The organism is Cellulosimicrobium cellulans, from assembly GCF_016921195.1.
Lineage (GTDB): Bacteria > Actinomycetota > Actinomycetes > Actinomycetales > Cellulomonadaceae > Cellulosimicrobium > Cellulosimicrobium cellulans_F.
Map to the genome: position 1 here is coordinate 15,889 of NZ_JAFGYF010000002.1, position 13,845 is coordinate 29,733.

The 13,845-nt window shown below is 74.3% G+C and carries 14 protein-coding genes; 6 read left to right on the forward strand and 8 right to left on the reverse strand.

What is annotated here, in order from left to right:
• Positions 1–28 precede the first annotated feature (28 nt).
• Positions 29–1,795 carry a SpoIIE family protein phosphatase gene (locus tag JN535_RS05020; RefSeq protein WP_205203211.1) on the reverse strand — a complete coding sequence of 589 codons (1,767 nt, stop codon included), beginning with the start codon at positions 1,793–1,795 and terminating at the stop codon, positions 29–31.
• A 196-nt stretch (positions 1,796–1,991) separates the two neighbouring features.
• Here JN535_RS05020 and JN535_RS05025 point away from each other — a divergent pair, with 196 nt between their 5' ends.
• Positions 1,992–2,174, forward strand: a complete 183-nt coding sequence (locus JN535_RS05025) for an antitoxin (protein WP_205203213.1) — start codon at positions 1,992–1,994, stop codon at positions 2,172–2,174.
• Between the two features lie 127 nt (positions 2,175–2,301).
• Here JN535_RS05025 and JN535_RS05030 read toward each other — a convergent pair whose 3' ends face one another.
• The 3 genes from JN535_RS05030 to JN535_RS05040 form a co-directional block, all read right to left on the reverse strand.
• Positions 2,302–2,931, reverse strand: coding sequence for a PAS and ANTAR domain-containing protein (locus JN535_RS05030; RefSeq protein ID WP_205203215.1), 630 nt, complete (start codon positions 2,929–2,931; stop codon positions 2,302–2,304).
• A gap of 195 nt (positions 2,932–3,126) precedes the next feature.
• Positions 3,127–4,299 carry an epoxide hydrolase family protein gene (locus JN535_RS05035; protein WP_205203217.1) on the reverse strand — a complete coding sequence of 391 codons (1,173 nt, stop codon included), beginning with the start codon at positions 4,297–4,299 and terminating at the stop codon, positions 3,127–3,129.
• 39 nt (positions 4,300–4,338) lie between these two features.
• Entirely contained in the window at positions 4,339–4,932 is a 594-nt protein-coding gene (locus JN535_RS05040) for a DUF3043 domain-containing protein (protein WP_205203219.1), read from the reverse strand.
• Positions 4,933–5,051: 119 nt separating this feature from the next.
• Between JN535_RS05040 and JN535_RS05045 the strand changes: the two genes are divergently transcribed.
• The 3 genes from JN535_RS05045 to JN535_RS05055 all read left to right on the forward strand — a co-directional run bounded on the left by JN535_RS05045 (position 5,052) and on the right by JN535_RS05055 (position 8,706).
• Positions 5,052–6,506, forward strand: a complete 1,455-nt coding sequence (locus tag JN535_RS05045; RefSeq protein WP_205203221.1) for an MFS transporter — start codon at positions 5,052–5,054, stop codon at positions 6,504–6,506.
• A gap of 24 nt (positions 6,507–6,530) precedes the next feature.
• Entirely contained in the window at positions 6,531–7,214 is a 684-nt protein-coding gene (locus JN535_RS05050; RefSeq protein WP_205203223.1) for a TetR/AcrR family transcriptional regulator, read from the forward strand.
• A gap of 73 nt (positions 7,215–7,287) precedes the next feature.
• Complete coding sequence (locus JN535_RS05055; protein ID WP_205203225.1) at positions 7,288–8,706, forward strand: dipeptidase; 1,419 nt, start codon at positions 7,288–7,290, stop codon at positions 8,704–8,706.
• A gap of 26 nt (positions 8,707–8,732) precedes the next feature.
• Here JN535_RS05055 and JN535_RS05060 read toward each other — a convergent pair whose 3' ends face one another.
• The gene (locus JN535_RS05060) at positions 8,733–9,545 is read right to left on the reverse strand and encodes a hypothetical protein (RefSeq protein ID WP_240200661.1); all 813 of its coding nucleotides are present in this window, start codon (positions 9,543–9,545) and stop codon (positions 8,733–8,735) included.
• A gap of 48 nt (positions 9,546–9,593) precedes the next feature.
• The gene (locus tag JN535_RS05065; RefSeq protein WP_205203233.1) at positions 9,594–10,124 is read right to left on the reverse strand and encodes an acyl-CoA thioesterase; all 531 of its coding nucleotides are present in this window, start codon (positions 10,122–10,124) and stop codon (positions 9,594–9,596) included.
• A gap of 95 nt (positions 10,125–10,219) precedes the next feature.
• Between JN535_RS05065 and JN535_RS21175 the strand changes: the two genes are divergently transcribed.
• Complete coding sequence (locus tag JN535_RS21175; RefSeq protein ID WP_307868250.1) at positions 10,220–10,609, forward strand: DUF3817 domain-containing protein; 390 nt, start codon at positions 10,220–10,222, stop codon at positions 10,607–10,609.
• A gap of 28 nt (positions 10,610–10,637) precedes the next feature.
• On the opposite strand, the gene JN535_RS05075 is transcribed toward JN535_RS21175, so the two are convergent.
• Both JN535_RS05075 and nadA read right to left on the reverse strand, forming a co-directional pair.
• Complete coding sequence (locus JN535_RS05075; protein ID WP_205203237.1) at positions 10,638–11,237, reverse strand: DJ-1/PfpI family protein; 600 nt, start codon at positions 11,235–11,237, stop codon at positions 10,638–10,640.
• 57 nt (positions 11,238–11,294) lie between these two features.
• Complete coding sequence (gene nadA, locus JN535_RS05080) at positions 11,295–12,503, reverse strand: quinolinate synthase NadA (RefSeq protein ID WP_205204573.1); 1,209 nt, start codon at positions 12,501–12,503, stop codon at positions 11,295–11,297.
• A gap of 114 nt (positions 12,504–12,617) precedes the next feature.
• Here nadA and JN535_RS05085 point away from each other — a divergent pair, with 114 nt between their 5' ends.
• Positions 12,618–13,838: a glycerate kinase gene (locus tag JN535_RS05085; protein WP_205203239.1), complete on the forward strand. Its 1,221-nt coding sequence runs from the start codon at positions 12,618–12,620 to the stop codon at positions 13,836–13,838.
• Positions 13,839–13,845 lie beyond the last annotated feature (7 nt).

A 13,845-nucleotide genomic window follows, 5' to 3' on the forward strand; every position in this document is an offset into this window, starting at 1 on the left:
GTCCCGGCCGTTCGTTCCGCGACGTCCCTCAGGAGACGGCGGAGTCGGCGGTCGCCGCGGTCGGCACGGGCACCGTGACCGCTGGCGCCCTGGCAGGGCGTTGCGGGCCGGTGCGCAGCGCGACGAGGGCGACGTCGTCCTCCCCGTCGCCGGGGAGCATCCTGACGAGCGCGGTCCGGATGACGTCGTCGAGCGTCGCCTGGTGCGTGCCACGCAGCGCCTCGGCGAGTGCGGCGATGTCGTCGCGGAGGCTGTGGCCCCGTCGTTCGACGAGCCCGTCGGTGTACAGGACGAGGGTGTCGTCGGCGCAGAGCTCGACGGTGTGGTCCCGGCGGGGAGCGTCGGGACGCAGTCCCAGGGGGAGGTCGTTGCGCACGGTCAGGACCTCGGCGGAGCCGTCGGCCCGGACGAGGATCGGGGGCAGGTGCCCCGCGCTGGACCATCGCACCGTGCGCACGCCACGCGCCCGCTCGTCCTCGCTCTGCTCGATGCGCGCGACGACCGCGGTCGCCGTCGCCTGGTGGCCCAGCGCGAGCCCTTCGATGGCGGCGTCGACCCGCTCGAGCAGTCGAGCCGGGGGGTGGTCGCTGTCGAAGCCGATCGCGCGCACGAGGCCGCGCAGCTGGCCCATGGTCGCGGCCGCGATGAGGTCGTGGCCGACGACGTCGCCCACGACGAGCGTCGTGGCCCCGCCGGGCGTCATGAACGCGTCGTACCAGTCGCCGCCGATGTCGCGGTCGAGGGCGGCAGGCTGGTAGTGCACCGCGACCTCGAGGTCGTCGGGCTGCGGCGGGTCCGTCATGACGGCCTGCTGCAGGACGAGAGCGAGCTCACGGGCCTGCGCGGTCTCCTCCTCGGAGCGCTCGGCGCGCTGGCGCAGGGTGTCCAGGGTGGCGCGGAGCCGTACCGCGTCGCGGAGCGCGGCGCCGGTCGTGGTCGCCAGGCCCGTCAGGTAGCGCGCGTAGTCGTCGTCCCAGGGCCGACCCGTGGCGGCCTTGAGGACCATGACGCCGGCGATGCGCCGGCGGCTGGTGTCTCGCAGGGGCTTGACGACGAGCCCGTCACCGACCTCGCGCTGCCCCGTCGCCGCGCCGCGCCGGACGGCGGCGATCTCCACCGCGTCGGGCGCCGCGCCGGTGTGGACCAGCACCCGAGGATGCGCGGTGCTGACGTCGTAGAACGCCGCCCGCGCCACGTCCGCGCTGCCGGCCAGCACCTCGACGAGGGGTTCGGCGAAGGCGCGCAGGGTGGTGAACGTGGTCGGCAGGGCGGCCTGCAGCTCCCCGATCGTGACCAGGCGCCGCTGGTTGACGACCTCGTGGGTCGTCTCCGTCGCGATGTCGAGCACGCCCGCGATGTGACCCTCGTCGTCCCGCAGCGGGCTGTAGGAGAAGGTGAAGTAGGTCTCCTCGGCGAACCCCGACCGGTTCATCAGCAGGGGCAGGTCCTGGCTCCACGTCGCATTTCCGGTCGTCAGCACCGTGTCGAACAGCGGGCCGATGTCGTCCCAGATCTCGGCCCAGACCTCCCGGACCGGCGCGCCGAGAGCCTTCGGGTGCTTGTCGGTGCCGAGCATGTCTCGATAGCCGTCGTTGTAGATCAGGGTCAGCTCCGGCCCCCAGACGAGCATCACCGGGAAGCGTGTCGAGAAGCACAGGCGCACCGCGTGCCGCAGCGCGTGCGGCCAGCCGCTCGGTGGCCCGAGCGGGGTGTCCTCCCACGCGAGCGAGCGTGCGAGCTGGCCGACGTCGCTGTGCGCCGTCGCCTCGACGAGCCAGTCCGGTTCTGCGTTCACCACCGAATCGTAGAGGTCTGCGGTCGATGTCCCGTTCCCGGTGCGTCCGTGGCTCCGGGACGAGGGCGGATCGGTCGCACCCGGTCGAAGCCACGAACCGGGGCGAGAGGTGCACCCGCCGCCAGATGCGACCGAGCGCGCGCGGTGTTCACGATGGGTGCCTTGGCCCGACCGGGCCACGGGATGGAGGTGCATCGTGGGTATCGACGACCTGAAGGGCAAGGCGTCCGACGCGCTGAGCAGCGACAAGGGCGAGAAGGCGTCCGACGCGGCGCTGGACAAGGGTGGTGACGCCGCGTCGAAGGCGACGGGCGGAAAGCACGACGACCAGATCGACAAGGGTGCGTCGAAGGCGGACGACGCGATCGGCACGGAGTAGTCCTCGTGCTGGACGGGCGAGCCCCCGTGGCCCGCTGCTGACGCGCGGGGGCCACGGGGCTCGGTCGTCGTGACGGCCCGCCGGGGCCACGGGGACGTGGCCCGACCGGGCTCCCGCGCTCGGTCGCTCAGCGCAGGAGCGCGTCGACGCGTTCCGCGCAGTCCGCACCGGAGCGCATCGCCTCGTCGACCACCACGCGCGCGAGGTCCCGGAGGCGGACGTTCTTGTCGTTCGAGGCGCGCTTGAGCAGCCCGAACGCCTCCTCCGGACAGATGCCGTAGGCGGTCACGAGGACGCCCTTGGCCTGCTCGATCGGGCCCCTGCCCGCGGCGGCCGCCGCGATGTCTCGGTGCGCCCTTTCCTCCCCGCCGGCCGCGACCGTGGCGGTGATGTCGACGAAGTAGCCCAGGAGCTCGACGACCTCGCCCGTGTCCGGGTCACGACGACCCTGGCCGACGATGACGAGGTAGCGCTCCTTGCCGTGGGCGTCCATGATGCGGTGCACGCTCGAGAAGGGTTCCCCGGTCGCACGGGCCTCGTCGAGTATCCGGCGCACCCGCTCGCGGTCGTCGGGGTGCTTGTGCGCGAGGACGAGCTCGGTGGTCGGCACCACCTCGCCCGGCTCGAAGCCGTGCACCCGGTACGTCTCGGAGGACCACCACCAGCTGCCGGTGGTGAGGTCCAGACGGTACTGACCGATCTGCTGGCTCGCACCGCGGGCCAGGGCGTGCTCGATGGCGTGGTCGTCCACGGACATGTCGCTCTCCGTCTTCTTCAGAGGATGAGGAGCCAGGTCCAGACTCGACCCTTCGACCGTACTCCGGAACCGTCGAGCGCGACAGGTGGCGTGCACCCGGAACCGGTTCTTATCGTGAGGTGCGGCCGAGGTGCCGCAGGGGGCACCGGTCAGTGAAGAAGCCCGCGACCGGTGCGCCTCTTGCCCGGCCGCTCCCTACAGCCGGTCGACGAACGACCGCAGCTCGTGGGCGTAGCTCTCCGGTTGCTCGAAGGGCGCGAAGTGGCCCCCGCGGGGCGGTTCGGCGGCGTACACGGTGTTCGCGACGCGGTCGAGCCAGGCCCGGGGAGGCCGCACGACGTCCCCGGCGAACACCGAGAAGCCGGACGGCACCTCGACGTAGCGAGCGAGCTGTTCGCGCGGGATCGCGGCGTTGGCGCGGTAGGCGCGGACCCCGGCCCCGACGTTGCCGGCCGCCCAGTGCTCGGTGAGGAGGGCGAGGACCTCGTCGCGCGTGTACGCCGACTCGAGGTCGCCGTCGCAGTCGCTCCACGAGCGCAGCTTCTCGACGACCCAGGCAGCGAGCCCGGCGGGGGAGTCCGTGAGCCCGATCGCGAGGGTCTGCGGCTTGGTGCTCTGCACCGCCGCGTAGGCGCCCTCGGCAGCGCGCCACCGCGCGCTCTCCTCGAGCCAGTCGCGCTCCTCCGGCGTGAGCGAGGCGGGGTCGCCCGAGAACACCGGCAGCCCCGCGTCCGTACGGTGCACGGCGATCACGCGGTCGGGGAAGTCGAGCGCGAGGAACCGGGCGACGTGGCTGCCCATGTCCCCGCCCGCCACGAGGAACCGGTCATAGCCGAGCGCGGTCATGAGCTCGGCCCAGAGGGCGGCCACCACGCGGTTGTCGGGCGTCGCGCCCGCGGGGACGTCGGAGAAGCCGAAGCCGGGCATGTCGGGGACGACGAGGTCGAAGGTACGGCGACCCGAGGCGTCCGGGGTCGTGCCGGCGCCCGGGGTGGTCAGGAGCGGCACGACCTTGCGGTATCGCCATGCGGAGTCCGGCCAGCCGTGGGCGAGCAGCAGCGGGAGCGGGGGAGCGTCGTTCGGCCGGGAGGTCGAGCGCGCGTGGAGGAAGTGGACGCGCGTCCCGTCGATCGTCGCGCGCCGGCTCGGGAGCGCGGCGAGCAGTGCCTGGTGCGCAGCGAAGTCGAAGCCGTCGGCCCAGTACGCCACCAGGTCGCGCAGGTACGCGACGTCGGTGCCGGCGGCCCACCCCAGGTCGCCCGGCGCGTCGAGCCACCGGGTCGCCCGCAGGCGCGAGCGCAGGTCGTCGACGACCGCGTCGGGGATCCGGGGCGTGAAGCTCTCGAGGTCGGTCACGGGCTGCGCCATGACGTCGAGGTTAGCCGCACAGGGGCCGAGGGCCGGCGACTACTCCGGGTAGACGCCGTGCTTCTTGTGCGTCGGCTTGGGCAGGCGCGCCCGGCGGAGCTGGAACGCGCGCATCACGGCGTACATGGTCGTGCCCTTGGGGATCTCGCCGAACTTCGCGAGCAGCCGCTTGCGCAGGCGCCGCCACATGATGAAGCCGTCGACGACCGTGAGGAGCACGATGACGTAGAGCGTCATCACCGTGAGGAACGCGAGGTCCTGGTTCTGCGCGGTGAGGAACGAGAAGACGATGAACACCAGCGCGACGGGCAGGAAGAACTCGCCGAGGTTCCAGCGCGCGTCGACGTACTCGCGCACGTAGCGCTTGACCGGGCCCTTGTCGCGCGGCGGCAGGTAGCGCTCGTCGCCTGTCTGCATCGCCTGGTACTGCCGGTCACGCATCTCGCGCTGCTTCTCCCGCGCGGACTTGGCGGCGGCGCGACGGTCGTTCGGCACGAGGGGTCGCTTGTTCGCGGCCTCGGCCACCTTGCGCTTGGGCGTCGGACGGCCCTTGCCGGCCCGCTCGATCTCGGCGGCCTGCTCGACAGGGTCGGGGGCGGCGGGGGTCGCGGCAGGCTTGTTGCGGGAGAACACCCCTCCAGCGTAGTCGAGCCGGACGAGTGCCCGGCATCGAGGTCTTGCGGACAGGGGTGGCGCAGAGCACGGCCGTCCAGTAGCGTTACATGCTGAATCGTAATGCTCTGGAGGGGAACATGAGCCGCACCGCCGAGACCACCGCGACCACGACCGTCCGGGCAGGACCCCACGAGTGGGTGGGGCTGGTCCTGCTCGTGCTCCCGATGCTCATGGTCGCGACCGACCTCACCGTCCTGTTCTTCGCGCTGCCCTCGATCACCGCGGACCTGGACGCCTCGGCCACGCAGGCGCTCTGGATCTCGCACGTCTACGGGTTCCTCATCGCCGGGACGCTCGTCACCGCCGGGCGGCTCGCGGACCGCGTCGGGGCACGTCGCCTCCTGCTCGTCGGCGCGACGGCGTTCGCCGCCCTGTCCGTGGTCGCCGCGACCGCGACGAACGCGGGGACGCTGGTCCTCGCCCGGGCTCTGCTGGGGGTCGCAGGATCGACCCTCATGCCCGCGCTCTTCTCCCTCCTGCGCCAGATGTTCCGTGCCGATGCGCAGCGACGCCTCGCCATCGCGATCCTGTTCAGCGCCTTCTCGGTCGGTGCGGCGGTCGGGCCGGTCCTGGGCGGCGTCCTCCTCGAGCGGTTCTGGTGGGGTTCCGTCTTCCTCGTCAACGTGCCGCCGATGCTCCTGCTCGTGCTCCTGGGGCCATGGCTCCTGCCGACGGCACGCGGGACGGGCGGCGGAGGGCGGCTCGACCTGACGAGCGTCGCGCTGTCCGTCGCGGGCATGCTGGGCGTCGTCTTCGGGCTCCAGGAGCTCGCGGCCGGTCCTTCCACGGGCCCGACGGCGGCGCGCGACGCGGCCGTCCTGGTCGCCGGAGCGATGCTGCTCTGGCTCTTCGTGCGACGCCAGCGCCGGCTCCCCGACCCGCTGCTCGACCTGCGCCTCGTGACCGCGCGCCGGCCGGCCGCCGCCCTCGGCACGCTGCTGCTCACCGGGATCGGCGTCGTCGGTGTGTACTACCTGTTCACCCAGCACCTGCAGCGCGCGTCGGGCCTCGATCCGCTCGAGGCGGGCCTGTGGACGCTGCCGTACGTCGCGGTGAACATCCTCGGCGCCCTGCTCGCTCCGGCCTTCGCCTCCCGGTTCCGTCCCGAGGCTGTCGTGGCCGTCAGTCTCGGGGTGGTCGTCGCCGGGGCCGTGCTGACGGGGTTCGTCGGCTGGGCGCACGTCCCCGTGCCGGCGCTCGCGGTGTCGGTCGCGGCGCTCGGCCTCGGTCACGGTGCCGCGGCAGCGCTCGTGAGCGACCTCGTCATCTCGTCGGCGCCCCCCGCGCAGACGGGCTCGGCGGCTGCCACGCAGGAGGTGTCGGCCGAGCTCGGCACGGCGCTCGGCATCGCGACGGCGGGGATCGTGGCCGTCGTCGTGCAGCGCTCGGCGCTCCGTGACGGCACGCCCCTCGCGGACGGCGGCGCGTCCGCCCAGGCGCTCCCGGCCTACGCGTGCGTCGCGGCGCTGCTCGTGGGTCTCGCGGCGACGCTCGTGGTCCGGGTCCTCGTGCGGCCGGACCGTCGCGGCTGACGGTCCGCCGTTACGATCACGACCATGTCCAGCGCTTCCGGCACTCCGGCCCCCGGGGGCGGCGGTCGTCCGCGCGACCGCCAGATCGACCGCGCGGTGCTCGACGCGGCGTCCGAGCTCCTGGACTCGGGGGGTTATGCGCAGCTGACGCTCGAGAAGGTCGCGCGCCGTGCCGGGACCACGAGGCCGGCGATCTACCGCCGCTGGGCGGGCCGCGCCCCGCTGGCCCTCGCCGCGGTCGCGGCCCGACTGAGCGTGCCTGAGGCGCCGGACACCGGGTGCACCCTGTGCGACCTGGGCGAGAGCCTCGGAGTGTTCCTGGGCGCGTACCGTGCGACCCGGCCGGACGTGCTCGCCGCGCTGTACGCGGAGTGCGCGCCCGACCCGGCGCTGCGCGAGCGCTACCTCGCGGTGGTGGTGGAGCCGTCGCGGCGGGCCGTGGCCGCGACCCTGGCCCGGGCGGCGACCCGCGGCGACCTGCGCGAGGACGTCGACCAGGACCAGGTCGTGGACCTGTTCGCGTCGCTCGTCCAGTACCGCGCGCTCTTCGGCGACACGCACCTGAGCGACGCGGAGGCCGAGGACGCGATCGAGCTCGTCCTGCGCGGCCTCGCCGTCGACTACGACGCACTGCTCGCGCGCAGTGCGGCGCTCGAGCTCGAGCACCGGGGCGGGCCGGGCGCGCCGCACGTCCACCTCCCGGACTGAGGCCCCCTGCGGGGGTACGGCCTCGGGGCGTCCCGGAGGTCCCGGCGGGTCTGGTTGTCGTACCGTGCTCGTCGTGACGAACTCACCCGAACCCTCCGCCCCCGCCCCCGGCCCCGACCTCGCGACGACTCTCCGTGAGACCGTCGCCCGCCTGTTCCCCGCGCTGCGCGCGGACCTCGAGTCCCTGGTGCGCGTGCCGAGCGTCTCGAACGCCGCGTTCGACCAGGCGCACGTCGACGCGAGCGCGGACGCCGTGGCCGCGCTCCTGCGCGACGCCGGCCTGCCGGAGGTCCAGGTGCTGCGCGCCCGGACCGCCGACGGCACCGAGGGCGCGCCCGCCGTCGTCGCACGCCGTCCCGCGCCCGACGGCGCCCCGACCGTCCTGCTGTACGCGCACCACGACGTGCAGCCCCCGGGCGACGCCGCCGCGTGGGAGACCGACCCGTTCGAGCCGACCGAGCGCGACGGGCGGCTCTACGGCCGCGGCGCGGCCGACGACAAGGCGGGTGTCGTGGCGCACCTGGGGGCCCTGCGCGCCCTCACCGAGAGCGGACGGCTGGGCGACCTGCCCGTCGGCGTGACGGTCTTCGTGGAGGGGGAGGAGGAGATCGGCTCGCCGACGTTCCTGCCGTTCCTCACGCAGTACCGCGACCTGCTCGCGGCCGACGTCATCGTCGTGGCGGACTCGTCGAACTGGAAGATCGGCGTCCCCGCGCTCACGACGTCGCTGCGGGGCCTCGTCGACTGCGAGGTCGAGGTCGCGGTGCTCGACCACGCGGTGCACTCGGGCATGTTCGGCGGCCCGGTGCTCGACGCGGTGACCCTGCTCGCGCGCTTGATCGCGACGCTGCACGACGACGCGGGCAACGTCGCCGTCCCCGGGCTGGTCACGGCCGCCGAGCCGACGGTCGACTACGCCGAGGCGGACTTCCGCGCCGACTCCTCGCTGCTCGACGGCACCGTGCTCGCGGGGGAGGGGAGCATCGCCGGGCGGCTGTGGACCAAGCCCGCGATCGCCGTCATCGGCCTCGACGCGCCGAGCGTGGCGCACGCGTCCAACACCCTCGCCCCGCGCGCGACCGCGAAGCTCTCGGTGCGGCTCGCGCCCGGGCAGGACCCGGCCGCCGCGATGGCGGCCCTGCGCACCCACCTGGAGTCGAGCGCGCCGTTCGGCGCGCGCGTCACCGTGCGCGACGGCGAGCAGGGCAAGCCGTTCCTCGCGCCCGGCGACTCGGAGGCCATGCGCGCGGCGCGGTGGGCGTTCGCGACGTCGTGGGGCACCGACCCGGTCGACATCGGCGTGGGCGGGTCGATCCCGTTCATCGCCGACCTGCTCGAGGTGTTCCCCGACGCCGCGATCCTCGTGACGGGCGTGGAGGACCCGGACTCGCGCGCGCACGGCGCGAACGAGTCGGTGCACCTCGGCGAGCTCGAGAAGGTCGTGCTCGCCGAGGCGCTCCTGCTCGCCCGGCTCGGTGGCGCGGTCGCCTGACCGAGCGCGCGGCGGCGCTCGCCCGGTCAGTCGGTGAGCGCCGCCCGCAGGTCGGCCGCCTCGGCGAGCGTCGGCCCGACGGCGTCCCGCACGGCGGTGTCGAGCGCGCCCGTCAGCGCCTCGAGGTCGTCGAGCAGCGTGCGTGCCGCGTCCGTGTCGCCCGTGCGGACCGCGAGCTCGGCGAGATACGCGAGCGCGCGCACACGGTCGGCCGCGTCGACGTCGTCCCCGGCGCGCCGCAGCGCGCCCGTGAGGATCTTGCGCGCCTGCACGGGGTCGCCGTGCGAGTCCGCCTGCACGACGGCGTCGTCCAGCGACCGGGCGAGCCGCCCCTCGGGGCGGGCGGCGTACGCATCGACGGCGGACGCCCCGGCGGCGTCCGTGGCCGGCGCCGCCGCGGCGGGAGACCGGCGCATCACGCGCACCCAGTTTCCTGCGGGGTCCACGAGGCTGAAGCCCGTCGTCCCACCCGCGTTCGCGCGCCGCCGGGGTCGGGTGATCCGGGGGAAGCCCGTGAGCGGCAGCCGCCCGTAGCGGGCGCGCAGGCCCGCCGCGAACGCCTCGAAGACCGGAGCCGTGTCCTCGACGACGACGATGCACGTGCTGTAGCTGTCCTGCGGCTCGATCCCGTCGAGCCCGAAGTAGTGGATGTCGACGCCGCCGCGACGGACCGCGAGGTACGGGTTGGGGCGGAGCTGCCGGTACGTCACGTCGAACCCGAGCGCGGTCCAGAAGTCCCGCAGCTCGTCGATGTCCTGGCAGGGCAGGGCCGGGACCATGGTCGCGTCGAACGGGTCGGGGGCGGGGTCGTCAGGCGAAGGCGCTCGGTCGGCGGTCATCGAACCATCGAAGCACCCGACCCTCGCCGCGACCAGGGCGCCGGGCGGTCAGCCGCGGTGCGCGACGTCGACCGCGCGGGACCACCGGGCGACGTCGTCGGGGAGCTCGGGCGAGGTGACGTCGCCGCCCAGCAGCCCGACGACGTCGGGCGCCGCGATCCGGTCACCGGACCCGCGGGCGAGGAACCGGCCCGCGACGAGGCCGCGTGCGCACAGGTCGCCGCGGCGCGAGAACACCTGCTCCAGGTAGACGATGCGCTCGTCCCACCCGACGACGCGCGTCGTGATCTCGAAGCGGTCCCAGAGCTGGAGCGAACGGCGGTACTTCATGGTCGACGCCGCGACGACGGGGTACCAGCCCTTGCCCTTGAGCAGGGGGAACCCCCCGAGGTCGGCGATGAAGTTGCTGCGCGCGACGTCCATCATCTGCAGGTACACGCCGTTGTTGACGTGCAGGTAGAAGTCGAGGTCGCCCGGGTGCACGCGCATCCGGGTGACGGACGGCTCGAGGACGCCGCGGCCCGGCACGGCCTTGCGCGGCATCGTGCTGGCGACGAGGAGCTGGATCTGGCGGGTCACCCGGGCAGGCTACTACCCCGCACCAGCGGTATCGGGTACTTCTCGCCGTCGACGGCTGGGAAGGCCTGTCATCTCCGTGTGCGAGGATGCGCGCCGTGACGACGACGAGCCCCGCCCCTCGCCCCACCGCCACCGCCGGGTCGCCCACCCCGGCGCACCCGTGGCAGGTCCGCGCCTTCCGGGCGGTCGCGATCGCCGAGGCGTTCTCCTGGGCCGGGCTGCTCGTCGGCATGTACCTCAAGTGGGTCGCCGGCACGACCGAGCGCGGCGTGGAGATCTTCGGACCGATCCACGGCGCCCTCGTGCTGGTCTACGTGGCGCTGGCCGTGCTCGTCGCCGTGCGCGTCCGCTGGTCGCTCTGGACGACGTTCCTCGCGCTCGCCGCGACGGTCCCGCCGTTCTGCACCGTCGCCCTCGACCTCTGGGCGCACCGGACCGGCCGCTACGCGGCCTCGGCCCGCAGGGCCACCGCCGCCGGCGCCTGAGGTCGCGCGTCGGGCCGTCGTCCGCGCGTCAGACCGGCGGGGCAGGGTCGTACTGGATGCCGCGGCGCACGGCGCGCGCGACGTCGTCGCTCTCCAGGCGCGCCACGAGGTGCAGCGCCATGTCGATCCCCGCGGACACGCCCGCGGACGTGACGACGTCGCCGTCGTCGACGAACCGCGCCTCGGTGTCGACCACGACGCTCGGGTCGATCTCCGCGAGCTCGTCGTAGTGCTCCCAGTGCGTGGTCGCGGGCCTCCCCGAGAGCAGCCCCGCCGCCGCGAGCACGAGCGAGCCCGTGCACACGCTCGCGATGACCGGGGTCTGGGCGCGCATCGCGCGCAGCCACTCGAGATGCACGCGGTCGGCGAGGAGCGAGCGCGTACCCCACCCGCCGGGGTAGACCAGCAGGTGCAGCGGGCCGACGTCGTCCGCCGAGCGGTCCGGGAGCAGGCGCAACCCCTTGGCGAGCCGCACGCCGCCGCCGTCCCACGAGAACGTGGACACGTGCGGCTTGAGCGCGGAGTGCTCGGCCCAGGCGGACAGCACCTCGAACGGCCCGGCGACGTCGAGCTCCTCCGCCTCGTCGAAGACGAAGATCCCGACGTTCATCCCGTTCCCGGTGCTCATGCCTACCTCCGCGTGCCCCGGCGTCTCGAGGCTCTCGTCGGCTCCTGCCTCCGAGCCCTAGATGCCCGGCAGGGCGAGCATCTGGTCGAGCGCGACGCGCGCCCAGTGCGCGTCGTCGGCGTCCACGACGATCCGGTTCACCACGCGACCCGCGACGAGCGACTCCATCGCCCACACGAGGTGCGGCAGGTCGATCCGGTTCATCGTCGAGCAGAAGCACACCGTCGAGTCGAGGTAGTGCACCTGCTTGTCCGGGTGCGCCCGCGCGACGCGGCGCACCAGGTTGAGCTCGGTCCCGATGGCCCACGACGAGCCCGGCTCGGCGGCGTCGAGCATCGTGATGATGTACTCCGTCGACCCGACGAAGTCGGCGGCGGTGACGACCTCGTGCTTGCACTCCGGGTGCACGAGCACGTTGACGTCCGGCACCGCGGCGCGGATGTCGCTCACGTTCTTCGCGGAGAACCGCCCGTGCACCGAGCAGTGCCCGCGCCACAGGATCATGCGCGCGTCGCGCAGCTCGGCGTCCGTGAGGCCGCCGTTCGGCTTGCGCGGGTCGAACACCACGCAGTTGTCGAGCGACATCGCGAGCTTGAGCACCGCGGTGTTGCGGCCCAGGTGCTGGTCCGGGAGGAAGAGGACCTTGCCCGTGCCGTCGACGCCGCCCACCTGGTCGAACGCCCAGCGCAGCGCGACCTCCGCGTTGGACGACGTGCACACCGTGCCGCCGTGGCGACCGGTGAACGCCTTGATCGCGGCGGAGGAGTTCATGTACGTCACGGGGATCGTCGAGTCGGCGATGCCGGCCTCCTCGAGCACGTCCCACGCGTCCTCGACCTGGTCGATCGCCGCCATGTCCGCCATCGAGCAGCCGGCCGCCAGATCCGGCAGCACGACCTGCTGCGCGTCCGACGTGAGGATGTCGGCGCTCTCGGCCATGAAGTGCACCCCGCAGAACAGGATGAACTCCGCCTCGGGCCGTGCCGCGGCCTCGCGCGCGAGCTTGAACGAGTCGCCCGTCACGTCGGCGAAGTCGATGACCTCGTCGCGCTGGTAGTGGTGCCCCAGGACGAACGCGCGCTCGCCCAGCGCGGCGCGCGCCACCCGGGCGCGCTCCACGAGGTCGGGGTCGCTCGGCGCGGGCAGGTCGCCCACGCACTCGACCCCGCGCTCGGACGCGAGGTCACGGCCCTGGCCCAGCAGGAGCAGGGCGGAAGGACTGGGTTCGACGAACCCGCCCTGGCGCGAGGTGTTCGGTCCGCTCACGGACGACAGCAAGGTGCTACCGGTGCTCACGGGACCATCGTCGCACAGCGCCGCCGGGGTCGAGCGGGCGTCCCGCGGAGACCGGACGGGCCTGTGCCCTGGCACAATCCGGGCATGCGCGTGCTGCTCACCGGGTCCGCCTCCCGGCCCCTGCCCGACGGCGCCTGGCCGGCCGGGGAGACCTCGTCGCCACCCGCGCTCGCCGGGCCGACGCTCGCCGACGTCGCGGGCTGGTGGTCGCCGTACGCCATGGTCGAGACCGTGGCGCTCGCGGCGTCCGGGCCGGCGTTCCTCGACGCGGTCGCGCCCGTCGCGCCCGAGGTCCTCGCCGGGGTGGTCCCGGGACCGGGCGGGGGCGACGTCCCCGTCGCGGTCCGCCGCCGGGCACCGGTCGACGACGCCGCGGGCGGGCGACGGACCGTCTACGTCGACGCCTCCCAGGTGCCTGCGACCGGCGCGGTCGAGGTGCTCGAGCTCGACGCGGGGCCCGTCGCCGTACCTGCCCGGTCCTCGTCCGCCGTCGGGCACCTCCTGGCGCTCGCCACCGACGCCGCGCAGGGAACGGACGGGGCGCCCGGGCGCGTCGTCCTCGGCACCGGTGGCAGCACGAGCCACGACGGCGGGCTCGGCGCGCTCCTGGCGCTAGCAGGGGCGCCGGAGCACGGTGGAGACCTCCCGGGCGCCGTCACGGCCGACGTCGTGCGCGCCGCACGGGCCGCGCTGGGCGGCACCGACCTCGTGGCAGCCGTCGCGTCCGACGTCCCGCTGCTCGGCCTGCACGGGGCGAGCGCGGCGCTCGACGCCCGCGGCGTGGACCCTGCGGCGGCCCAGCACCTCGAGCGTGCGCTCGGCGCGGTCGCGCACGACGTGTCGTCCGCCGTCGACCGCGTGGCGGGGGACGACAGGGAGCCCGGGGGTGCGCTCGCCGGACGGGACCTCCTCGCCGCGTCGACGGCCGGCCGTCGCCTGGCAGCCCTGCCGGGGGCCGGGAGCGGGGGTGGGCTCGCCCACGCCGTCGTGGCGCTGGGCGGCCGGCTCGTGCCCGCGCTGCGCGTCGTCGCCGACGACCTCGGGTTCGACGCTCGCCTCCCCGGGGTAGACGTCGTCGTCGTGCTCGCGGACGAGCTCGGGGCGCACGAGCTGGGGGAGGGGACGGTCCACGAGGTCGCGGCCCGGGCCGCCCGGCACGCGCTCCCGGTGGTCGTGGTGGCGCGCACCGTCGTCGCCGGCCGCCGCGAGCAGGCCGCGGCGGGGCTCAGCGGCACGTACGCGTGGGGCGACGGCGACCCGCGCGCCCTCGTGGAGCGCGTCGCCCGCACGTGGTCGCGCGGATGACGCGCGG